General features: G+C 30.5%; 17 protein-coding genes and 1 pseudogene. 16 read left to right on the plus strand and 2 right to left on the minus strand.

The annotated features are described in order from the left end of the window. Window positions 1–111: 111 nt before the first annotated feature. The 12 genes from G9F72_RS04600 to G9F72_RS04655 all read left to right on the plus strand — a co-directional run bounded on the left by G9F72_RS04600 (window position 112) and on the right by G9F72_RS04655 (window position 15490). On the plus strand, window positions 112–1050 hold the full coding sequence (locus G9F72_RS04600; protein WP_164959361.1) for an ABC transporter ATP-binding protein: 939 nt from the start codon (window positions 112–114) through the stop codon (window positions 1048–1050). Next, on the plus strand, window positions 1028–2221 hold the full coding sequence (locus G9F72_RS04605) for an ABC transporter permease subunit (RefSeq protein ID WP_164959362.1): 1194 nt from the start codon (window positions 1028–1030) through the stop codon (window positions 2219–2221). The genes G9F72_RS04600 and G9F72_RS04605 overlap by 23 nt, the downstream gene beginning before the upstream one ends. 15 nt (window positions 2222–2236) lie before the next feature. Then, a complete protein-coding gene (locus G9F72_RS04610; protein ID WP_164959363.1) occupies window positions 2237–3484 on the plus strand; it encodes an ABC transporter permease in 1248 nt (415 codons plus the stop codon). 298 nt (window positions 3485–3782) lie between these two features. Beyond that, window positions 3783–4280, plus strand: coding sequence for a protease inhibitor I42 family protein (locus tag G9F72_RS04615; RefSeq protein WP_164959364.1), 498 nt, complete (start codon window positions 3783–3785; stop codon window positions 4278–4280). Window positions 4281–5008: 728 nt separating this feature from the next. Beyond that, window positions 5009–5686 carry a response regulator transcription factor gene (locus G9F72_RS04620; protein WP_164959365.1) on the plus strand — a complete coding sequence of 226 codons (678 nt, stop codon included), beginning with the start codon at window positions 5009–5011 and terminating at the stop codon, window positions 5684–5686. 1 nt (window position 5687) lies between these two features. Next, window positions 5688–6689 carry a sensor histidine kinase gene (locus tag G9F72_RS04625; RefSeq protein ID WP_164959366.1) on the plus strand — a complete coding sequence of 334 codons (1002 nt, stop codon included), beginning with the start codon at window positions 5688–5690 and terminating at the stop codon, window positions 6687–6689. A 125-nt stretch (window positions 6690–6814) separates the two neighbouring features. Next, complete coding sequence (locus G9F72_RS04630; RefSeq protein WP_164959367.1) at window positions 6815–7498, plus strand: ABC transporter ATP-binding protein; 684 nt, start codon at window positions 6815–6817, stop codon at window positions 7496–7498. Next, window positions 7495–10110: an ABC transporter permease gene (locus G9F72_RS04635; protein ID WP_164959368.1), complete on the plus strand. Its 2616-nt coding sequence runs from the start codon at window positions 7495–7497 to the stop codon at window positions 10108–10110. Before G9F72_RS04630 ends, G9F72_RS04635 begins: the two co-directional genes overlap by 4 nt. 291 nt (window positions 10111–10401) lie before the next feature. Next, window positions 10402–12774, plus strand: a complete 2373-nt coding sequence (locus G9F72_RS04640; protein ID WP_164959369.1) for an ABC transporter permease — start codon at window positions 10402–10404, stop codon at window positions 12772–12774. 14 nt (window positions 12775–12788) lie between these two features. Next, window positions 12789–13550, plus strand: a complete 762-nt coding sequence (locus G9F72_RS04645; RefSeq protein WP_164959370.1) for an ABC transporter ATP-binding protein — start codon at window positions 12789–12791, stop codon at window positions 13548–13550. A gap of 1 nt (window position 13551) precedes the next feature. Continuing rightward, complete coding sequence (locus tag G9F72_RS04650; RefSeq protein WP_164959371.1) at window positions 13552–14232, plus strand: response regulator transcription factor; 681 nt, start codon at window positions 13552–13554, stop codon at window positions 14230–14232. Continuing rightward, complete coding sequence (locus G9F72_RS04655; protein WP_164959372.1) at window positions 14219–15490, plus strand: sensor histidine kinase; 1272 nt, start codon at window positions 14219–14221, stop codon at window positions 15488–15490. The genes G9F72_RS04650 and G9F72_RS04655 overlap by 14 nt, the downstream gene beginning before the upstream one ends. On the opposite strand, the gene G9F72_RS04660 is transcribed toward G9F72_RS04655, so the two are convergent. Beyond that, window positions 15471–16046 (minus strand): hypothetical protein, encoded by a 576-nt coding sequence (locus tag G9F72_RS04660; RefSeq protein ID WP_164959373.1) that lies wholly within the window; start codon window positions 16044–16046, stop codon window positions 15471–15473. The genes G9F72_RS04655 and G9F72_RS04660 overlap by 20 nt on opposite strands. 127 nt (window positions 16047–16173) lie before the next feature. Next, window positions 16174–17339 (minus strand): IS3 family transposase gene (locus G9F72_RS04665; RefSeq protein ID WP_224676264.1). Its coding sequence is split into 2 segments (ribosomal slippage): window positions 16174–17081 and window positions 17081–17339, totalling 1167 coding nucleotides; the frame shifts between segments, so codons are not numbered across the junction. Between the two features lie 402 nt (window positions 17340–17741). Here G9F72_RS04665 and G9F72_RS04670 point away from each other — a divergent pair. The 4 genes and pseudogenes from G9F72_RS04670 (at window position 17742) to G9F72_RS04685 (ending at window position 23878) form a co-directional block, all read left to right on the plus strand. Next, the gene (locus G9F72_RS04670) at window positions 17742–18449 is read left to right on the plus strand and encodes a DNA alkylation repair protein (protein WP_164960221.1); all 708 of its coding nucleotides are present in this window, start codon (window positions 17742–17744) and stop codon (window positions 18447–18449) included. 358 nt (window positions 18450–18807) lie between these two features. Beyond that, on the plus strand, window positions 18808–21045 hold the full coding sequence (locus tag G9F72_RS04675; RefSeq protein ID WP_224675959.1) for an ATP-binding cassette domain-containing protein: 2238 nt from the start codon (window positions 18808–18810) through the stop codon (window positions 21043–21045). A 15-nt stretch (window positions 21046–21060) separates the two neighbouring features. After that, window positions 21061–21255 (plus strand): annotated as a pseudogene (locus G9F72_RS04680) (family 1 glycosylhydrolase); the annotation flags it as partial. 85 nt (window positions 21256–21340) lie between these two features. Further along, window positions 21341–23878 carry a GH39 family glycosyl hydrolase gene (locus G9F72_RS04685; RefSeq protein ID WP_164960134.1) on the plus strand — a complete coding sequence of 846 codons (2538 nt, stop codon included), beginning with the start codon at window positions 21341–21343 and terminating at the stop codon, window positions 23876–23878. The last annotated feature ends 58 nt before the right edge of the window (window positions 23879–23936 follow it).

The raw sequence follows: 23936 nt of genomic DNA on the forward strand, positions 1-23936 counted from the left end.
ACTAGATTTAATATACAATAAGGGAAATGTGCTTTAAAATAACTTTTGTTATATTACAGTTAATTTCCCCTTATTTCTATTTAAATACTTAAAATAGATGGGGGTGGGCTAATGGACACTATACTTCAGGTTAATAATTTATACAAAAGCTTAAGTAAAAGAGAGATTATAAAAGGGATAAGTTTTCAGGTTAATAAAGGAGAGGTATTCGGCTTTCTAGGACCTAATGGAGCAGGGAAAACTACAACTATACGAATGATAGTTGGGCTTATTAAGCCTGATAAAGGGGAAGTTTTAATTAATGGATATGATGTACAGAAAGACTTTATAAAAGCCATGAAAAATTTAGGATGTATTGTTGAAAATCCGGAAATGTATTTGGATTTAACAGGAAGAGAAAATTTAAAAATATTTGCAAGAATGTATGGGAATGTACCTAAGGAAAGAATAGAGGAAATTATAGAGCTCATCGGCCTTAAGGATAGGATTGATGACAAAGTACGAAAATATTCACTTGGTATGAGACAAAGACTTGGATTAGGTCAAGCTCTGCTTCCCAAACCAAGCTTACTTATATTAGATGAGCCAACAAATGGATTAGACCCTGTAGGCATAGTTGAATTTAGAAAAATAATAAAAGATTTAGTAAGAGACAACGAAACAGCAGTTTTCATATCCTCCCATATGCTGTCTGAAATAGAACAGCTCTGTGATAGAGTAGCTTTTATTAGCAATGGTGAGATTAAGTCAATTGAAAACGCTAGGGAATTAAATAAAAAATGTAAATTCCAAAAGGTATCTTTAATAACTTCAGATAATATAAAATGCAAGGACATATTAAGTGATACTTACTACGTACATTCTATTAATGATGTAGAAGGTAGGTTAATTTTAGAATGTGATGAGGATAGTTTTTCTAAAATTATTAATTTACTAGCTAGGAAAAATATTGATATAGAAGAAATAAACAAAGTCCATCAAAATTTAGAGGATAGGTTTATGGAGATAGTAGAAGGGGGTAGTGAATTTGCTGAATCTAGTAAAAAATGAGATGATTAAGCTTATTCACAGTAAAAAATACGTTATATTTCTTTGTTCTATTATTTTCATTTTAATCTTTAAGGGATTTAATATTTATAACAGTGCTTTAAAATTTAAACCAGAAACTCGCATAAAAGATAACCAACAGATACTTTTAGAACTTAAAACTAACCTTGCTGGAAAAACCCTTTCAAAAGAAAAGAAATCAAATTATGAGATGCAGATAAAAAGTTTAGAAGAAGAAAATAAGGTTTTGAAATATGAGATGGAGGCAACTAGTCCTGATTGGAAACTTAGCACACAAAAAAGAATACAAGCACTTAAAAAAAGCAAACAAGATCCATATATAGCATCAGATGGAAATAGACTAGAAGAGATAGATGCTCAAATTAAATATTACAATTATTATCTTGAAAACTCTATAGAAACTCCTAAAGCATATCAGGTCACTGCCCATAGGGATATTATAAAGATGCTTAGTTTTATGAATGTTATATTTTTGCCACTATTAATAACTTTTCTGTGTTCAGACATAATTTCAGGCGAGCATGCTAGCAATACAATAAAAATGTTATTAACCAAGCCGGTAAAAAGGACAAGTATATTTAATTCTAAATTTATTGGAGCAACAATTGTATGCCTATCAACTATATGCATTTTAGAGATGATTACATTTCTAGTAATGGGGATAATGTTTAAGTTTGGTAACCCTCTTTATCCAACAATCATTGGAACTAGATATACTTTAGGTACTAGCGTCTTCACAGGAGATATTCAAGCAATAGCAATCCGTGGTACTTCTTATATTTTACCTGTATGGAAAGTATCAGTTATTACAGCCTTGTATCAAATATTATATATAATGATTTGTGTTATTTTCTCCATGGCTATTTCAACTTTTTTTATAAGTAATATTTTATCATTAATAACTAGCGTTATACCAGTTGCATTTTTATCATTAATTACTTTTATGACACCTTTAGGATTTTTAAGTAAGGTCTATCCAATGTTGTTTACAACATTTAGTAACCCCTTGGATTTATTAACTGGTGACTTAGCTATGAAATTAAGTAACCCTTTAATAAATTTTAAAACTGGAATTTTTGTAATCATAGTTTGGGGTATTGTTTGTTATAGCTTATCATTAAAAAAATTTGCAGGGCGAGATGTTCTAGCATAGGGGGGGGGATAAATCATGGGGTTTTTAATTTCAAATGAACTAAAAAAACTTATAAGTAGAAAAAGATTTACAGTTACACTTATAATGATATGTATATTAGGCGCATTAAATATTTTTGGAACTTATAAAAATACTAAAAAGGATAATATACAGTCTAAGATTGCTAGGGCAGAAAATAACGTAGAATATTATAATCAACAGAAAAAAACTGCAGAAGAAAATAAAGACAAAGATGGAATTAACCACTATAAAATTCAAATGAAGGCAGCAAAAAGTGAGTTGGATAGTTTTAAAAAATATGCAGATAAGAGTACTAGCTGGAAAGAAAAACTTGAAACAGATATAGCATCTTCAGAAGAACTGAAAAGGGCACCAATGATCTCTTCCTCAGACACTGAAATAGAAAATCAAAACAAAAATATTCTTATAAAACAATATTACTTGAACAATAATATAGAATATGATTACATGAAAACAAATCAGATTTTTAAAGTTTTTCCGATATTTTTTAATGGTGCCGGGCGCTTACTATTATTTGTTGTAATTGGACTTCTAGCTTCGGATATTGTTTCAGGAGAGAATAATTCAGCTACAATAAAAATGCTTTTAACAAAGCCTATATCAAGAGGTAAAATACTTTTTTCAAAGTTCATAACAGCAATCATTACTGCTAATGTTATGGTAATAGTTACAGAAACAATTGGATTTGTAGTAATTGGATTGCTTGCAGGTTTTGGAAGTCCTAATACCCCCATCGCAGTGGGAACTATATATAAAATGGACTTAGGTCTTATTGGTAACAATGGGAAGTCTATATCTGCTATACTAGGAAGTAGCTACATACTTCCAGCTTGGAAGGTTATTATTAGTATAATAGTCCTTCAAGTCCTCACGATTTCAGCATGTATTGCTTTTTCCTTTCTTATATCTACTTTAATTAAAAATAGCGACGTTTCAACTGGAGTTTGTATTATAACAGTGTTTCTTACTATGGTTATAGCTATCAATGTTATGGCATTTGCCATACCAGGAGCTCCTACAATGACTAATAAAATTCTTCCATTTATATTTGCAAGCTACTATGATGTATCTTCTATATTTGCTTGCTACTATGATGTATCTTTTGTTCTTCAAGGGGATATGGCAGAAAGAATAATCAATCCTATTGTAAATTTGCATTTTGCTCAGTTCATATCATTGGTATGGATTATTGGATGCTATAGCATTTCTCACATTGTTTTTGTTAGGAAAGATGTCCTGTAGGAATTTGTCCTGTGGTACGGAGCAGGTAACCTTAAATAGCCTTAAAATAAGAAAAGCTATGACCAATTAATACTGGAGGGTTTGTTGAATATGAAAATGGAAGCAAATACTTTAGTTTAATTGATCCAAATAAAAGTTCGTATGTTTCAGTAACTGCATATGATAATACAAACGAGGTTACGTATATATTAGGTGGAAAAACATATTATTGGTGTGAATCTTTATTAGGATTTTAAATTTGTAAATAGTTTTCCATGTTATAGTGTTATAAACAATAAATTTATAGGAGTATGAAGTTATGAAAAAAAGACTTCCTTTAGTATTTATAGTAGTTCTATTGTTCCTATATATAATCTATTTTAATTCTAATACAGTAATGTATATTGGAAAGAGTAATGCTGTTTTGAAAAATCATAAATATAATTCACAAGCAGTATATATTATAAAATTTCAAGCACCTTTCACAAAGTTTGAACAGTATCAATTAAATGAAAATGGTGAATTCATTGTACCAAGAGGCACTGAATTTATAGTATCATTAGATGCTAACGTTACTAGGCCACTTAAATGGAGACTAGATCAGATAAAAGATAATAAAATTCTAGAATATAAAAAAGATAATCTTATACAGCCTCATGATTTTAAGTTTACTTCTGAAAAGGGTTATTCCAGCAGGAGACAAAATTTTTTATTTAAAGCTCAATCTTTGGGTAGTGAGAAGCTTGTGTTCAAATATATGGATGTTGATAATTCAGAGGTAAACAGTATAATGATACTTAATATTAGGGTGGAATAGTGGTTTTGATAATTCATATTTTAAGTGTAAACTCATGTTTTCTATTGAAGATATGAGTTTTTTATTATGTAAAGACAGAAGTCATGATTATTCTATGATTATCCAGTAAGTTACAACCATACTTTATTATAAGGTTGTAAATCTTTGAGGGTATTTCAAGATATTTGTAGAATAACCGTATAGTAGATAAAATAGAATAGAATTGGTAAGGATGGCTCTATAAATGAAATGTTGGAACAGCAGGAGGACGGGAATGGATAAGGGCAAACAAGAAATTACACAAAATAAAATCAGTAGATATTTTCGGATTTACAATTTAGAATAAATATTTATAATAAAGCTAAGAAAGAAGCGGATGCGTATTTAGCAAGTATAATTGTTCATGGGTGAATATCGATAAAATAATATGAAGAGCCGTATGCCTTAGTTGGGCACGTACGGAATCTGTGAGGGGGAAAGTTCAAGAGGGCTTTCCCTACTCGACTATCACAAGTAACGTAGACTTTTTATATAGTCGTTAGTATGATTAGTTTCTAGAGGGGAAATAGTGTTCTTAATCTTATCATAACTTAAATAAATTATGAATTTTAGAGTATTTCAAATGAAGTATTAAAGTAAGAAATTTTTAATAGATTAATACTGTAATTTTTATTTTGTTACAATTTAGTCACCTAAAAATTGTTTAGACTGTTATAATAATGTTAAATCTACTAAAGAGGTGATATAACTTGAAAATTTTATTAGTTGAAGATGATAAAACAATTGCATCCGGCCTCGAATATTCTATGAAGCAGGAAGGTTTTACTATAATACTTTGCTACGATGTTTCCACTGCTAAAAGGGCTTTGAGAGAGACTGAAATTGATCTATGTTTATTTGATTTATCTCTGCCAGATGGAAGTGGCTACGATTTATGTAAGATAACTAGAGAAAAAGGAAATATACCAGTTATATTTTTAACTGCTTGTGATGATGAGGTCAACGTAGTAATGGGTCTTGATATGGGAGCAGATGATTATATAACTAAACCTTTCCGTATAAGAGAACTCATTTCCCGTATAAAATCTGTAATGCGTAGATATGGTAAGCACAGTAATTCGAAAAACATATTAGAATTAAATAATATTCGTATCAATACACTTAATGCAAAAGTTTATAAAAATGATAAGGAAATCACACTTACAGCACTTGAATATCGTCTGTTACTGAGCTTTGCAAATAATCCAGGACAGGTTTTATCACGAAATCAGCTTTTAGAGGGGATATGGGACGTGGCAGGAGATTTTGTAAATGATAATACGCTAACAGTTTACATAAAGAGAATAAGAGAAAAATTAGAAGACGACCCTCAAAAACCTAGAATTATAAAGACTGTAAGAGGAATGGGATATAAGGTTGGTGATTAGTATGCTTAGAAATAGAGAATTAAGGATATTTTTTATGAGTATGATTGGCATATCCACAGCAGCAGTATTTTATATTTTTATTCTGAACGTCTTTGCAGGGCTCATGTCTTTGGTAGCTTTTTCTTTGCTGATTGTTTGTTGTTTTTTCTTTATTAAGAGGGAATATGGAGAGCTTGAAAGACTCTCAAGTTATTTAAGACGCATTTGTAATGGAGAATATTCCTTAGATATTAGAGATAATGTAGAGGGAGAGTTAAGCATACTTAAAAATGAGATTTATAAAGTAACACTAATGCTTTCAAAACAAGGGGAGTTTCTTAAAAAGGAGAAAGTGCAGCTTGCTGATGCTATTTATGATATATCTCATCAACTGAAGACACCACTTACATCTATGCGGGTGATGGCAGATTTATTAAATGATAGTAATTTAAAGAAAGATAAGAGAATTGAATTTACTAAAAATATTGAGATACAGCTTGATCGTATGGAATGGCTTTTGACTTCTTTATTGAAGCTATCTAAAATAGATGCTGGAACGGTAAGCTTTAAAAAGGATAAAGTAACTGTATCTGAGCTAATCCGAAAATCAGTAAAGCCTCTTCTTATTCCAATGGAGATTAAGGAACAAACATTAAATATAAAAGGTGATAGTGGTGTAAGTTTTATTGGGGATTTGAACTGGACTACTGAAGCCTTGATTAATATAGTAAAGAATTGTGTAGAACACACTCCAAAAGGTGGAATAATTTCAATTTCCTTTAATGAAAATCCTCTATTTACAGAAGTAAAAATATCAGATAATGGGAGTGGAATAGAAAAAGAAGATTTGCCATACATTTTTAAGCGGTTTTACAGGGGGAGAAATGCAAGTGAAGAAAGTGTAGGTATTGGGCTTGCTATGGCTAAGAGTATTATAGCAAGTCAAAATGGAGACATAAATGTAGTTAGTAAGAGAAATGAAGGGGCATGTTTTAATATAAAGTTTTATAAGGTAACAGTATAGGAGATTATATTTTTGAAACTCCTGTGATTATACTTGTAAGTGACTAAATTGTAATGATAAAGTCACTGTAAAGTCATCTGAATTATATATACTAAAGCTATAGCAAAAGATTTGGAGGTTTTACAATGGAAATATTAAGAATAGAGCATTTGTCTAAGGTCTATGGGAGTGGAGATACTGCAGTAAAGGCTCTTAATGATGTATCTTTTTCCGTGGAAAAAGGAGAATTTGTTGCAATTATAGGACCATCAGGCTCTGGAAAATCAACTTTACTCCATATGCTAGGTGGAGTGGATAGACCAACTAGTGGTAAGGTTTTAGTGGATAATACTGATATCTATAATTTAGATGAAACACAATTGGCTATTTTCAGACGTAGACAAATAGGGCTTATATATCAGTTTTATAACCTTATTCAAGTACTTAATGTGGAAGAAAATATTACCCTTCCATTGCTGCTCGATGGGCATAAGGTGGATAAAAAGCAGCTTGATGGGATTGTAAAAATACTTAATTTAGAGAAAAGATTAAAACATTTGCCTAATCAGCTTTCCGGTGGACAACAACAGAGAGTGTCTATAGGAAGGGCTCTTATAAGCAACCCTGCTATAATGCTGGCAGATGAGCCTACAGGAAATTTAGATAGCAAAAATAGCAGTGAGATAATTGAACTGTTAAAAATGTTTAATAAGACATTTAAGCAAACCCTTATAATAATCACTCATGATGAGCACATTGCATTACAGGCAGATAGAATTATAGCCATAGAGGATGGTAAAGTTAAGAAGGACGAGGTGATTCGTCCATGAACATAATAAATAAGTTAACCTTAAGGCATATGAAATTAAATAAGAAAAGAACTCTTATAACTATAATAGGTGTAATAATTTCAGCTGCAATGATAACTGCAGTGGCGACCCTTAGGATTTCCTTTATGGATTTAAAGCAAAGACAAAGTATATCCGATGAAGGGGAATGGCATGTTATCTATAAAGATATTAATAATATTCAGCTTCAGGCTGTAAAAAATGATAAAGAAACAAAACAAATCATTTTAAGTAGAGATACAGGTTATGCGCTCCTAAAGGGGAGTCAAAATGCAAGTAAGCCTTATATGTTTATTGGAGAGTATAATAAAGAAGGTTTTGAAAAATTCCCTATTGAATTAAGTAAGGGAAGGTTTCCAAAAGCTGCAAATGAAGTTGTAATTTCAGATGCTATTATAGATAATGCTAAAGTTAACTATAAAATAGGAGATCTTCTAACTGTTGACATCGGTAAGAGGTGTTCAAAAGTTAGTGATGATAAGAACAAAGTCTTGACACAATATGCTGAGTTGCAGAAAGGTAAGGGTACTGATACTGTTGAAGAGTTCTTGACAAAGGAAAAAACAAAAACTTATAAGATAGTAGGTGTAATAAAACGACCTAAGTTTGAACCTACATGGGCACCTGGATATACAGTACTATCCTGTGTAGATGAAAATACTATTACCTCAAAGGAAAAAATAAATGCCTCCATTATACTAAAAGATATTAATGGGGGATTATTTAGTCATGCAAAAAGTATAGCATCTCAAAATAAAATAGAAACAGTAAAATTTAATGATAATCTGTTAAGATTCTATGGCGTTGTCAAGGATGATACTTTGTATAGTATGATTCTTACTTTATCGGCTATTATGATGATAATTATTATGGTTGGGTCTGTCTCACTTATATATAATGCCTTTGCTATTTCTGTATCGGAGCGTTCAAGACACTTAGGCATGCTGTCAAGTGTAGGAGCTACTAAAAAGCAAAAAAGAGATTCAGTATTCTTTGAAGGAGCTGTTGTTGGTCTAATAAGTATTCCAACTGGAATTATTTGTGGATTTTTAGGAATGGATCTTACCTTTTTATGTATAAACTATATGATAAAGGGAGCGTTAGGGATTACCGAAAGTTTTAGAGTAGTTGTATCACCTTTAATTATTATAATTGCAATTGTAGTTTCTGCTACTACTATTCTAATCTCAACCTATATTCCGGCGAGAAAAGCCTCAAGGATATCAGCCATTGATGCTATTCGACAAACATCAGATATTAAGTTAACAGGAAAGGAAGTAAAAATTTCAAAACTTACAAAAAGGATATTTGGAGTTGAAGGGACTATAGGGCTTAAGAATCTAAAAAGAAACAAGGGTAGGTATAAGGCAACAGTATTTTCTTTAGTTATCAGTATGATATTATTCCTAAGTGTGATTTTCTTTACTTCCGACTTGAAGAAGTCTACAGTGCTTAGTCAAGAAGGAATAAATTTTGATATAAATATATCACTTAGAGGGGAAAATGTAGAAGCAAAGAATAATACAATTAAAAAAATAAATTCGCTGGGGAATATAACAGATTGTAATGAAATAGATACTTTTGATGCTAGAGTGTGGATTAACAAAGAGTTTATAGCGGACTATTTAAAGGGTGAAGATGAGAGTATAATGAAAAATGGAGAATATCCATATTATGTTAGTGTAAATGCCCTGAATGATGAAGCTTTAAAGTCTTATGCAAAAGAAGTTGGGGGGGATTTTGACTCATTAAAAGATGAAATAAAACCTTCAGCAATTGTTATTGATACAACTAAATACAAGGATATGCAATCAAAAAAATATGTTGAGACAAAAGCAGTAAAAATAAGTAGAGGACAGAAACTAGATTTAATGTATCAAAATTGGGAATCAGAGAATGATGTACCTCTAGTTCCGGTAGAAATAACTTTAGTTACAGATAAATTGCCTGTTGGTATTTTATCAGAGGGAAAAAAACCAAGTTTTAATATAGTAGTATCTAAGGAAGTATTCGATAAAATAGTAAGTGACAACAAAAAGACGATCAAAGATTTAAGTACAAGTTTATTTATAAAAAGCAATGACCCTATGGCACTTCAGGTAGGCATTGAAACAATTAGAAACGCTGGTGAAGTAATTATAGGTTCTGTTCAAAATCTATTTATGAACAGACAAAAAGATAATCAGACAATTGTATTGATGTCAGTTTTTGCCTATGGATTTATAGCTCTAATTACAGCTATTTGTGTTGCAAACATACTTAATACAATATCCACCAGTGTTGCCCTTAGAAAAAGGGAGTTTGCAATGTTAAAGTCTATTGGAATGACACCAAAAAGCTTTAATAAAATGATAAATTATGAAAGTATATTCTATGGCATTAAAGCACTGTTATACGGTCTCCCAATAAGTATTACCATAATGTATTTGATTCACCGAACTCTTATGGAAAAATTCAGCTTTAAATTTACTCTTCCATGGATAAGTATTTTATTAGCTGTAGCTGCTGTATTTATAATAGTAGGTGTGTCAATGCTTTACTCCAGTGCAAAGGTGAAGAAAGGAAATATTATAGATGCATTGAAGAATGAATAACATCAATAGAAACTAAAAAGATAGAATGTTATTGTATCATAAGTAAATGAGATAAAAATTTAATCATAATAAATAACATTATAAAATAAAAATACACTTACAGAGCATAAATGTAAGTGTATTTCAATTTTATATATAGTAAAAAGTTTATACTAAATTCAATAAACTTTTAATGATAGAGATGATAAAGATAATCTATATTATAAATATTATTTTATTTAAGGATTATTTAATAATTGATAATTTATAATAAACTCATGGACAGTTAACAATTTATGGGAGGTAAGATTTATGTTTTTTAGAATATTGAAAAAAGATTTAAAGCGAAAGAAATCAATGAATATTATTCTTTTAATATTCATCATATTAGCAACAACATTTTTAGCAAGTAGTGTAAATAACTTAATTGCAGTATCAGAGTCTGTTGATTATTTTATGGAGAAGGCTAAAACACCGGACTACATTATTTCAGCTTATGATAGGGGAGAAAATAAAGAGTTTGATAATTGGATTAATACTTCTAAGCGTATAAAGTCCTATGACATTGATAGAAGTACAATGCTTTCTAAAGATAATATTAAAATAAAAGAAGATAAAAAGCTTCGAGATTTTCAACCTTTTGGGCAAACTTTACTTCAAGCTCAACCAAAGAAGTATGGAAAATTACTTGATGATAATGGAGAAGAAGTTATTTTAAAATCAGGGGAAATTGCTTTTTCACTACCTGATAAAAATAAAAATAATTTAGAAGTTGGAGAAAAAGTGATTATTACCATAGGAGATATTAAAAAAGAATTTTCAATAAAGCTGTTTACTAAGGATGCTATTTTTGGATCAAGCATGAATGAAATGAAAAGGCTTCTTATAAGTGATGAGGATTATGAGATTTTCAAATCATGTAAAGAAGCCGGTGTTATAAATAATTATTATATAATGTCAGATGATACAACTGCACTCGAAAAAGAATTTAAAAGGATAAATTGTAATACAATAATTAATCTTGATAAGTCATTTATTAACAGCAGTTTTATTCTCGATATGCTACCATTTGCAATTTTAATTATAGTAAGCCTTTGCCTTATCTTAATTGCATTTTTAATTTTAAGATTTACAATAATTTTTACTCTACAAGATGATTTTAAAGAGATAGGAGTTATGAAGGCCATTGGTCTTAAAGAGTTTGATATCAAAAAGGTTTATTTAATAAAATATCTTGCAATAACAATGATCGGTGTAGTAATTGGTTTTGTAGTAAGCTTTCCATTTGGTAATACATTATTAAAGCAATCCTCAGGAAATATTTTAATAAAATCTTCCACTGGAAATATCTTTGTTAATATAGCATGTTCTATTTTAGTAGTTTTAATAGTTCTTTTATTCTGCTACACATGTACAAGAAAGTTAAATAAGTTTTCAGCAATAGATGCAATTAGAAATGGAAGTACAGGTGAGAGGTTTAAAGGTAAATCAAGATTGAAACTTAAGAATTATAAAAATATTAGAGTGCCAATTTTTATTGCTTTAAATGATATTTCATGTAATCTTAAGAGGTTTGTAGTTTTGATTTTAACTTTCTGCATTGGAACAATTTTAATTATTATTCCTTTAAACACAATAAATACATTAAAAGATGCAAATATTATTAAGACATTTGGCATTGATTATAGTGATGTATTAATTGAAACTGATAAAATGGACAAATATACAAAGGGAGCTAGCAAAAAAGAATATTTAAAAGATATGGAAAAACTTACAGAATCATTTAGAAATAGTGGAGTAGATATAAAAATTTATGGAGAAGTAATGTATAGACTTAAATTTTATGCTGGCGATAAGGATAATATTCTTCCATTAATGGCATTCCAATCTCAAGAAAGTGATACTAATAATTACAATGTTTTAAAAGGTAAGATGCCTGAATTAAAAAATGAAGTAGCAATAACTGAAACTGTAGCAAAAAAATTAAATGTTTCTATTGGGGATACAATTTATGCACAAATAGGTAACGAGAAAAAGGAATTAATAGTAACTGGTTTATATGAAAGTATGACTAATATGGGTCAATCAGCAAGATTAAGTCCTAAAATGGATATGGATTTTAAATATTTAGCAATGACATTCCCTTTTCAAGGTAATTTTCAGGGAAAGGAAGAGCCGCAAGTATTAATAGATAAATTAAGGGATAAGTATCCAAGCTATTCATTTAAAAGTTCACAAGAATATGTTTCAAGATATATAGGAAGCAGCTTAGATCAACTTGATACTATGAAGAATTTAATTGTAGTAATAGTAGTATGTATTAATGCTTTAATTACAATTTTAATGATAAAAACTTTCATTAGCAAAGAAAAAGGAGAAATAGCAATGCTAAAAAGCATTGGCTTTAGAAATAGCTCAATTAGATTTTGGCAATCAGCTAGAATAAATATAGTTCTTGTAGTTGCAATTATTTTAGGAATTATATTATCTAACTTCCTTGGACCTATAACAGCAGGTCAAGTATTTGCAGTAATGGGTGTTCATAACATTGTATTTAAGGTAGAAGTATTAGAAGTAAATATGGTTTATCCGATTATACTACTTGTAGTAACTACAGCTATTGCTTACTTAAGTGCTGGTGCTGTTAAAAAGGTAGATTTAAAAGAAATTAATAATATGGAATAAGGTGGCGATTTGAGATGAATTCATTAAAAGTTATAGATTTATGTAAAACTTATATTATAAATAAAATACAAAATAATGTTTTAAGAAATGTAAACTTTCAAATTAATGAGGGTGAAATGGTTGCTATTATGGGACCTAGTGGTTCAGGTAAATCAACTCTTCTTTATGTAGCTAGCGGAATGGATAATTTAACTGCAGGAAAGGTAGATTACTTTGGAAAGGAAATTAGTACTCTTACTGCAAATGAAATGAGTGATTTAAGACTTGATGAAATGGGATTTATTTTTCAACAAATGCATATGTTAAAAAATCTTTCAATATATGATAATATTATACTACCAGCATATCAGTCAAAAAAAGGTAAAGATAAAAAAGAAATCAATAACAGAGCAAGAGAGTTAATGCATAAGCTTGGAATAAGTGAAATAGCAGAAAATGATACAAATGAAGTTTCGGGGGGGGAACTTCAAAGAGCGTGTATTTGTAGAAGCTTAATTAACTTTCCAAAGATGATTTTTGCTGATGAGCCTACAGGTGCTTTAAATCAACAAAATTCTAAGGAAGTTATGAAGGAACTTAATAAAATTAATCAGGAAGGAACAACTATTATGCTTGTTACCCATGATATAAAGGTCGCAGCTAAGTGTGATATAATAATGTATATTGAAGATGGAGCAATAAAAGGTGAAATTAATTTAGGAAAATTTACTCTGGAAAATAATTTTAAGGATAGAGAAAGGATGGTCAATAATTGGCTAATGGAGATGGGATGGTAGTATGGTAGACTTGCTTCTAGTTGAAGATAATTTAGAACTTGCGGATTTAATTTGTACTTTTTTAAAAAAGGATGGCTTTAGCATTATAAATGCGGATAGTGGAGAGAAAGCATTAGAATTTCTTGAAAAGGATGTTGCTAAGATTGTGCTTTTAGATATAATGCTTTCTGGTATAGATGGTTTTACAGTGTGCTCTAGCATCAGAAAAAATCATAATACACCAATTATAATAATGAGTGCAAAGGTTGATAAAGAGGACAAGATTAATGGTTTTACACTTGGTGCAGATGATTATATTGAAAAGCCAGTAGACGTTGATATTTTAAGTGCAAAGGTTTCAGCATTAATGAAAAGAAACTATGAGCTTAAAGCAAAACGCACGATTATAAATTCAGGTGCTATTTCAATTAATAAAGCAGCAAATGAAGTGTATCTTGATGGAAAACTGTTAAACATGACCTCAAAGGAGTTTGAATTATTACTTTTACTTGTAGAAAATCCCAGTAAAACCTTAAGAAAAGATTATATATTTAATAAAATTTGGGGAGCGGAAAGTTTTAGTGAAGATCAAACACTAACTGTTCATGTAAAGATGCTTAGGGATAAGATTGAAGATAATCCTAAAAAGCCAAAAAGGATTGTAACTCTGTGGGGAGTAGGCTATAAATATGAAGAAATTTGATAAAATAATTGCTATTGTAATTGGTGTTTATTTAGTAAGTTTACTTGGAACACTTGTCTTAATTCAAGGAATAAATAGCAAGTCAAGTAGTGAATATAAAGTAGAAATAAACAAAATATATTTGGGCTTAGTAGAGGGTGTATCCTTTACTGAGCCTGATTTAACTTCTTATAAATTTATGAAATCAGTGTCATTTTTACCTGAGCTTGCACAGACAAGCAAAGATGATATTGATAGATTTTATAAAAGTGCGAATGGAGTAGAATACGAAGTTAAACCTTGGTATGATGGAGATAAGTTATTAGGTTATTTAAGATTTAATTATGTAGTTTGGAATTCAGCTAATAGTATTTTATTAAAAGTAGAATTTATATTATTTATCTTTGGCGCAATAATAATTTCAGTTCTATTGTATGTTAGGAATTCAATTCTTAAGCCTTTTAATATTCTAAGTGAAATGCCTTACGAATTATCAAAAGGTAACCTTAAGGAAGAGCTTAAAGAAAATAAAAATAGATATTTTGGTAAGTTTGTTTGGGGAATTAATGTACTTAGAGAAAATTTAGATCATCATAAAATAAAAGAGTTTAAGCTTGAAAAGGAAAAGAAACTTTTACTACTTTCAATTTCACATGATATAAAAACACCGCTAAACACAATAAAGCTTTATGCGAAGGCTATAGAAGAAGGGGTTTATGATACTAATGAAAGAAAGGTATTAGCAGCAAAGCAAATACAAGAAAAATCATTAGAAATAGAAAACTTCGTAAAAGAAATAATAAAAACCTCAAGTGAAGATGTTCTTGAATTTGAAGTTAAAAATAGTGAATTTTATTTAAAGGAATTAATAGATAAAGTAATTGTAACCTATAAAGAAAAATGTATTTTGAAAATGATAGATTTTATTGTTGAAGACTACAGTAATAAATTAGTTAAGGGCGATTTAGATAGAGCATTTGAAGTTATAGGAAATATCATAGAAAATGCCTTTAAGTACGGTGATGAGAAGGAAATAAAAATATCTTTTTATGAAGAAGATTATTGCCAGCTTATTAAAATATTCAATAGTGGAGAAATAATAAGTCAAAACGAATTCAATCATATTTTTGATAGCTTCTATAGGGCTAGCAATGCAACAGATAAACAAGGAAATGGTTTAGGGCTTTACATCTGCAAATATATAATGGGAAAGATGGATGGAGAAATTTTTGCAGAGTGTGAAAAGGAAGGCATGAGCTTTACATTAGTATTAAGATAGACAAGCTACGGTATAAACGGAACCCGAATTCATGTCCCGGTATCCCATTATTAACATAAGTTTTGCCTTCTAATGGTTTGAATCCAGATATCTCCATGTCTGTTACAGCAGGATATGCACCATGATAATTGGGAAATGTAAAGTTAAGAGTATAACTATTTCCATAAAAAGTAGCTTTCATTCCATCTCCTGTAAAAACTGCTGTATTTGTAAGGAAAATAGCCTTTTTATTTTCTTTTTTCCCATCTACCACATTTACTTCGTAAACAGTAAAATCAAAAGAAGTATTAGTTACATTAGAAATTACGATTTCACAATAATTTTTTAAGATATTATCTCCGAAACAGTCATCATCAAAATAAGTGCCGTCATACAATTTAACTTTACTATTTACTATAGTTACCTTTTGAGAGACATTTTTTTTATCTTTTACTACGTGTTCATTTGGACTTATTTTAGTAGACTGTATAGATTTATTCGTTTTTTTATTACTATTACAACCAACCAAAATGAAAATTAAACTTAAACATAATATCAAAACTAAATTCTTTTTCATAATCAAATCCCTTTCCCTTTGATTTTAAAATTAGTAATTATAATAATATTATGACCCTTCCCCAATAAACTAGACACTCTAAACTCGTATTATCTCTTGTTTTCGTACAATAACTTAATATTTGGTTTTAAGCTACTTTAGCTTTTCGAGTAGCTTTATTATAATAGTCTTCAGGTGTCACATATCCATTTGAGGCATGGATTCGCTGCCGATTATAAAACACTTCAACATATTCAAATACGGCTGCACGGGCTTCTTCACGAGTCCTAAAGTGTGTACCATAGAGCCATTCACATTTTAATTTGCCCCAGAAAGATTCCATTGGTGCATTATCCCAACAGTTACCTTTTCGGGACATACTACATGTAAAACCATACTTTTTAATCAAATTTTGGTAGTCGTAAGAACAGTACTGTGAACCTCTATCCGAGTGTAAAATGACGTTTGAAGGCTTACCAGCACGTAGATATGCCGAATTCAATGCGTCAATAACTAATTCCTTTGTCATTCGTTCACTCATGGACAATCCAACAATTTTTTGTCCACATAAATCCAAGATTCCAGCGATATAAAGCCATCCTTCATCTGTCCACAGGTAGGTGATATCACTTACCATTTTTTCATTAGGTTTGTCCACAGAAAAGTCACGGTTGAGGATATTTTCTGCAACTGGAAGCTTATGGTTAGAATTTGTAGTGGCTATAAATTTCTTTGAAACCTTTGATTTTATGCCATTTTCACTCATGATATGTTCCACTCTTTTATGATTAATAGGACATTTACTTTTGGTGTTTAATATTCGTGTAATTTTTGTTGAACCGTAAACTTTATTGCTCTTTCCATGGATATCACTAATTTCCTTTAATAGAAGATTATTTGCTTTTGATCTCATGCTTTCTGGACGTTTCTCCCATGCATAGTAGCTGCTCCTAGAAACGGATAGGACCATGCATAGCTTCGCTAGATGGTAGTTCATGCGATTAGCCTTGATAAATAGAAATCTCTTTATTTGAGGTTTCTCGCGAAGTAGGCTGCCGCTTTTTTTAATATATCATTCTCCTCTTTGAGGTCCCTATTTTCTTTTTCAAGCTTATGAAATTTTTCATCTTCTGGGCTTAAGTGTCCACTACCTATAAATGGAGCCTTAGGAGATTTTCTATACTTATTTACCCAGCCCTGCATTGTGGTTGGCTTAACCCCTAAATCAGCAGCTACTTTTGACATCGACTCTCCTGTTTTTTCTAATCTCTTTACTGCTTCCATTTTAAATTCAGCACTATAACTTTTATTCATCAAAAATCATCCACCCTTCATTTTTAGTATAGCACGAGTTCCTCGTGTCTAACAAAGGGGGTATGGGTCATTATATCAAAATTATCTATTTTATCTATAGATTATTTGTAAAAGCTTTTTTTTATTTTTAATCCATCCGAATCAGCAAACTCATATAAAAAATTCTAATAGTTGCAATGTTTTACGGTTTCCTATTTTTATTTGGATTGTAGCTTTTGTGCCATTCCTTTACTGAAAGATTATGTTGCTCCATAATACCCCTCCTGATCCATTACAAACCTGTCAAATAATTAGTTCCTATATATTAGCTAACTCAAAAGTATTATAATAGTCATTAATAAGCGATGCCGTTGACATTATCAATTTATGAATTTTACTATAAATTTTAAGGAGATGTTACAAATGGAACTAAACGAAATTATGGATGAACTGAAGTCCCTTGGTAAAGAACGTATGAAAAAAATTTACATGAGCAATGGTGCGAAAGAGCCTGTTTTTGGCGTAACCATAAACGATATGAAGCCGATTTTCAAGAAAATAAAATACAACCAGTCTTTGGCAGAGCAGCTTTATGCAACAGGAAATTATGATGCCATGTATTTAGCCGGTATGATAGCTGAACCAAAGAAAATGGTCGAAGAAGATTTTAACAGATGGATAGATGGCGCTTATTTTTATATGATTTCGGACTTCATTGTAGCAGTAACCCTTGCCGAAACAGATATTGCCTTTTCCGTTGCCGACCGCTGGATTGATAGCGGAAAAGAATTAGAAGTGGCGGCTGGCTGGAGTTGCTACGATTGGCTACTAGGCACTCGTAAAGACAGTGAATTTGACAAGGATAAACTTTTGGCAATGCTTAATAGGGTGCGTGACACGATACACAACCAGCCAAACCGCGCTAAATATGCCATGAACAATTTTATTATGTCTGTTGGCATTTCGTATTTGCCGCTTCATGAAGAAGCAAAGAAAATTGCGGAGGAGGTAGGAAAGGTAGATGTCTTTATGGGCAAAAAACTCTGTCAGACGAATGTTGCAATAGAATATATTCAAAATAGAGTTGATAAAGGAAAACTAGGATTTAAACGTAAACATGTAAGATGTTAGGGTTAAAGAAGCTTTCAGACAATTGGCTTCAGTTAAATATTAAGTTGATTGATGGAAATGTAATAAAAGTTGCATGCAAGAATATAGAAACTATTGAAAATGGGATTGAGTGAGTAAGTTAGAGCGATACCTATAAAATAGGTTAAGTTATTACCTAAAACTTATCGAATTTTTTAAAGGATAATTAATAGCTGTGTTTATTATTATTATTAATATATTATACTAGTGTTATAAGGTTTATTCAATAAGGAGGCAGCAGCTCGACCCAAAAATGTTGCCAGGGTATAAGCAGTAAATAGTTCATTCGTAGGAAATTTTAGCAATATTATAGTTGAATGTATTTGAACAGGAGGAAAATATGGGATATGAATATATTGAAATTATAGGGGCAAGGGAAAATAACCTGAAAAATATCAATTTAAATGTACCAAAAGGGCAGATAACAATTTTTACCGGGGTATCGGGTTCTGGTAAATCATCCATCGTTTTTGATACGATTGCGCAGGAAGCTGGAAGGCAGTTAAATGAAACCTTCAGTAAATTCGTTCAAGTGTATATGCCAAAATATAGACATCCTGATGTTGATGCTATTAAAAACTTATCATTGGCGATTATTGTGCAGCAAAAGAGAATTGGCGGAAATTCCCGTTCAACATTGGGTACAATTACAGATATTGATCCATTAATACGATTATTATTTTCACGCATCGGGCAGCCTCATATAGGTCCTTCCAGTTATTTTTCTTTTAATGATCCAAATGGAATGTGTAAGACGTGCGAAGGCATTGGAAAGATAGTTACATTGGATCTTGACAAGGCTTTGGATAAAGAAAAATCATTAAACGAGGGTGCAATATTACTTCCAGGTTTTAAAGTAGGAAATTGGATTTGGAAATCGTATGCAGCAACAGGCTTTTTTGATTGTGATAAAAAAATTAAGGATTATACAAAAGAGGAATACGACAAGCTAGTATATTGCAAAGAAGAAAAAATAAAATCCCTATTAATGGAGGACATTAATACTACCTATTTAGGACTAGTTGAGCGATTTATCAGGTCAAACATTAAAACTGAATTTGAGAAATCAGAGGCATCCAAAAAGAAAGTTGCGCCTTTTACAACGGAAGGACAATGCGATGATTGTTGTGGAAAAAGATATAATGAAACGGTATTATCATCAAAGATAATGGGTTATACAATCGCAGATTTTACTTCAATGCAAATAGATTCACTTTTAGAACTGATACAAAAGATTGAGGACAAAAAAGTAAAACCTATAATTGACAACTTGTCAGAGCGATTGAGTGATTTGATTCAGATTGGGCTGGATTATGTAAGTTTGAACAGAGAAACATCCACTTTATCGGGTGGTGAGTCACAACGTGTTAAAATGGTTAAGCACCTTACCGGCAGCCTGATCAATGTTATGTATATATTTGATGAACCAAGCATAGGCTTACATGCTAGAGATGTCCATAGGTTGAATGAATTATTAGTCAAGTTAAGGGATAAAGACAATACAGTGATTGTAGTTGAGCATGACCCAGACGTTATAAAGATAGCAGATCATATTGTAGATGTTGGTCCCAAGGCAGGTATTAACGGTGGAAGGGTTATGTTTGAAGGCTCATACAATGAACTTTTGAGTTCAAATACATTAACGGGTCAATACATCGGAAGAAGCTTGCAGATTAAGAGTAAGCCAAGAATTAGTACTGATTTTTATGAAACAAAAAAGAGTAACCTACACAATTTGAAAAACGTTAGTCTAAGGATACCTAAAGGGATATTCTCGGTTGTATCAGGTGTTGCAGGCTCTGGCAAATCAACACTGGTTAACGGTGTCTTTGCGAATGAATATAAAGATGCGATTATTGTTGATCAGTCAGCAGTAAGCGCTAACCTACGTTCTAATCCAGCCACTTTCACAGGAATTATGGATGTGATTCGTAAATTATTTGCTGATGAAAACAAAGTTAGTGCGGGATTGTTTAGTTATAATTCGGAAGGTGCTTGTGAGACATGTAAAGGACGCGGTTATATCGAAACAGATCTTTCATTTATGAATTCAGTGGAAACTATTTGTGAAGAATGTGGTGGCAAAAGGTTTAAGAGAGAGGTTTTAGACTACAAGTGTAATAAAAAGTCCATAGTTGAGGTTCTTGACATGACAATAGCAGAAGCCGTAGAATTCTTTACGCAAAAAGAAATCATCAATAAGTTGAAGCATATCGCAGATGTTGGTCTTCACTATATGACATTGGGTCAGCCATTGGATACGCTGTCAGGTGGCGAATCTCAACGCTTAAAGCTTGCTAGAGAGTTGAGTAAAAAGGGTAATATTTATATAATGGATGAGCCTACAACGGGTCTCCATATGTCTGATATTACGAGTATTTTGAAAATCATTGACCGCCTAGTGGATAAGGGTAACACGGTTATTGTTGTTGAGCACAACCTTGATGTCATCCGGAACGCCGATTGGGTTGTTGATATGGGTGTTGAGGGAGGCAGTCGTGGTGGACAAATTATTTTTGAAGGGACACCAGCTGATTTGAAGAACTGTAAAGAATCCATAACTGCAAGGTACTTGTAAATGGAAATAATATATGGAGTAGACCTTATGGGATACACTCCTTGGGGATGCATTGATTTAATTAGTGCAGGTACAGGCGAAATGAAAAAACGTTATGGAGTTATTTATGTTGATAAAGATAATGATGGGAATGGAACACTTGCACGTAGCAAAAAAAAATCTTTCAACTGGTATAAACAAGTTATTAAAACAAATGGTGAAGGGTTATAATAAAACAAAAGGGGAGCATTATACTCCTCTTTTTAGAATCTAAGAAATTAGAGAGAATTACTTAGAGGAAATGGGAGGGGTATTAATGGAATATATGTATGAACATATAGATCATAAATTAAATATACCAATTAAAATATTTACGCATTTCTTAGAACAATTTCCTTATCATTGGCATGAAGAAATGGAAATGTTATTTGTGCTAAAAGGAACAGTTGAACTTTTTATTGATAAAGAAGTTAATATTTTAGAAGAGGGAGATATTTTTTTAATAAATAGAAATGAAATTCACTATGTAAAATCAACAAACCCTCTTGTAAAATCACAGATGTTGGTGTTGCAGTTTGATACTGAATACATAAATAAATATTATGCAAATTTAAGTAAACTAAAATTTAAATTAGATTCTAGACAAAATAACAAAAAAAATGAAAAGTTTTATAATAGAATTAGGTCCATCCTTGCAACTATGATGAATGTTGTTATTAATAAAGAAGAACCTTATGAGCTTTTAATTAATAGGCATTTACTAGATATTATAATTATTCTAATTAATAAATTTTCAATTAATGAAAAAGATGAATCTAAGGAGTTAAATGTAAGCGAAAATAGATTGATTGATATTATTAAATATATAAATAATAATTATAGAGACAGTGACTTTTCAATTGCCAAGATAGCTAGTGAATTTTATTTAAACCCTCAATATATATCAAGATATTTCAAAGAAAATATGGGGATTACTATAAAAACATTTCTATACAATTTAAGACTAAACAAATCCTTAAACGATTTAAAACTTAGTAAGGATCGAGTTATAGATATAGCTCATAGACATGGATTTCCTGACGAAAAATCATACTACAGAGTTTTTAAAAATATAATAGGAATTACCCCAACTAAATATAGAGAAGTTAATGGTATAGAGGAAAATAACGCAAATGTATTAAATTATTTTAATATTAATAGTAGAGAAACATTGTCTAAACTTTTTGAATATCTAATGGTAGATAATTCAGTTGTTGAAGATAGGAAAATAGAAGAGACTATTAAATTAATTAAAACAGAAGATGTTATAGGGGAACTAAATCATAGCTTTAACAAATTAATAACTTTTGGACATGCAGCCTATGGGTTAAGAAATGATTTAAAAGCACAGCTTAAAAAATTTCAAAGGGATATTGGTTTTGAATACGTAAGGTTTCATGGAATATTTTCAGATGAAATGATGTTATATAATGAAAATTCAAAAGGTGAGGTATATTATAACTTTAATCATATAGATAGTTTATTAGATAGTTTAATTGAAGAGGGCCTAAAACCATTTATAGAAATTGGATTTATGCCAAAGGAACTTGCAAATAGCAAAAATAAAATTTTCTTTTGGGACTGCTATGCAAGTGGTCCAAACAATATGGAAAAGTGGATAGATATGGTTGAAAGTTTTACAAAACATATTATTAATAGGTATGGAATTAGTAATGTTAAAGAGTGGTATTTTGAGTTTTGGAATGAGCCAAATTTAGAAAAAGTATTTTGGGATGTTAGTAGAGAAGAGTTTTTTAACTTTTTTAGACTAACCTATGAAGCTATTAAGGCTATTAATACGGATATTAAGGTTGGAGGTTTTGGAAATTTAAAGTTTGGTGAATTTAATAGTTGGATAAATGAATTTAAAACTTATTCAGAGAAACATAAATGCTTTTTAGATTTTTTCTCTTTTCATGTTTATCAATTAGAATGTAAATATATAGATGATATTGAAATCGATATGATTAATGAAGGTATAAAATATACAGAATCAGAAGATAGTGAAGTGAAGGGGAATATGAAATTAAAAGATATTCTTAATATTGGTAATGAAAATTATATGTCAGAGACTATAAGAGAAATGGTGGAAATTGGTGGTGAATTGCCTGGAAAATGTGACGAATATTGGATTACAGAATGGAATTCCACTATGGATTGCAGGGAGCTTGTGCATGATACCTGTTTTATGGCAGCTTTTATTGTGAAAACCTGTGTTGAAAGTAGTAATTTAGTTAAAGGTATGGGATTTTGGACATTTACAGATTTGTTTGAAGAGTTTAAATTAAAGCAAAACCTATTTCATGGTGGTTTTGGACTTGTAACATATAATGGATTAAAAAAGCCTAGCTATCATGCTTTTGAATTTCTAAATAAATTAGGTAATGAAATTGTATATAAGGATAATGGATTAATAGTTACAAAAAAAGATGAAGATTATCAATTATTATTTTATAACTACTGTCATTATAATGATTTATATAGTTCGTTAGATTATTCTCAAATATCAAATTTAAATAGATATGATGTTTTTAAAAATTCTGTAGAAAGAGAACATAGCTTAGATATTAAAATAAATAAAGGGAAATATCAAGTAGAAAAATTAAGTGTAAATAGAAAAGAAGGTTCATCTTTTGATGCTTGGGTTAAAATGGGTGCACCAGAAACCTTATCAGAGCGTGGATATAAATATTTAGAAAAAGCCGCGGAATGTGGATATAAAACTTGGATAGAAGAAGTAGATAAAGACATTAATATTAATACAAAACTTATGCCACATGAAATTCAACTATTTAATATTAAAAAAATATATTAAATTAATATATTTAGGTTAATCTTAATACGTGCGTCTATTTGATAGATGTTCGATTTTT

Source organism: Clostridium estertheticum (genome assembly GCF_011065935.2).
GTDB lineage: Bacteria > Bacillota > Clostridia > Clostridiales > Clostridiaceae > Clostridium_AD > Clostridium_AD estertheticum_A.

Bases quoted from the DNA above. Each gene is read 5' to 3' on its own strand.
- G9F72_RS04600 (WP_164959361.1), top strand. From the start codon at position 112: ATGGACACTATACTTCAGGTTAATAATTTATACAAAAGCTTAAGTAAA.
- G9F72_RS04610 (WP_164959363.1), top strand. From the start codon at position 2,237: ATGGGGTTTTTAATTTCAAATGAACTAAAAAAACTTATAAGTAGAAAA.
- G9F72_RS04615 (WP_164959364.1), top strand. From the start codon at position 3,783: ATGAAAAAAAGACTTCCTTTAGTATTTATAGTAGTTCTATTGTTCCTA.
- G9F72_RS04625 (WP_164959366.1), top strand. From the start codon at position 5,688: ATGCTTAGAAATAGAGAATTAAGGATATTTTTTATGAGTATGATTGGC.
- G9F72_RS04630 (WP_164959367.1), top strand. From the start codon at position 6,815: ATGGAAATATTAAGAATAGAGCATTTGTCTAAGGTCTATGGGAGTGGA.
- G9F72_RS04635 (WP_164959368.1), top strand. From the start codon at position 7,495: ATGAACATAATAAATAAGTTAACCTTAAGGCATATGAAATTAAATAAG.
- G9F72_RS04640 (WP_164959369.1), top strand. From the start codon at position 10,402: ATGTTTTTTAGAATATTGAAAAAAGATTTAAAGCGAAAGAAATCAATG.
- G9F72_RS04645 (WP_164959370.1), top strand. From the start codon at position 12,789: ATGAATTCATTAAAAGTTATAGATTTATGTAAAACTTATATTATAAAT.
- G9F72_RS04650 (WP_164959371.1), top strand. From the start codon at position 13,552: ATGGTAGACTTGCTTCTAGTTGAAGATAATTTAGAACTTGCGGATTTA.
- G9F72_RS04655 (WP_164959372.1), top strand. From the start codon at position 14,219: ATGAAGAAATTTGATAAAATAATTGCTATTGTAATTGGTGTTTATTTA.
- G9F72_RS04660 (WP_164959373.1), bottom strand. From the start codon at position 16,046: ATGAAAAAGAATTTAGTTTTGATATTATGTTTAAGTTTAATTTTCATT.
- G9F72_RS04670 (WP_164960221.1), top strand. From the start codon at position 17,742: ATGGAACTAAACGAAATTATGGATGAACTGAAGTCCCTTGGTAAAGAA.
- G9F72_RS04675 (WP_224675959.1), top strand. From the start codon at position 18,808: ATGGGATATGAATATATTGAAATTATAGGGGCAAGGGAAAATAACCTG.
- G9F72_RS04685 (WP_164960134.1), top strand. From the start codon at position 21,341: ATGGAATATATGTATGAACATATAGATCATAAATTAAATATACCAATT.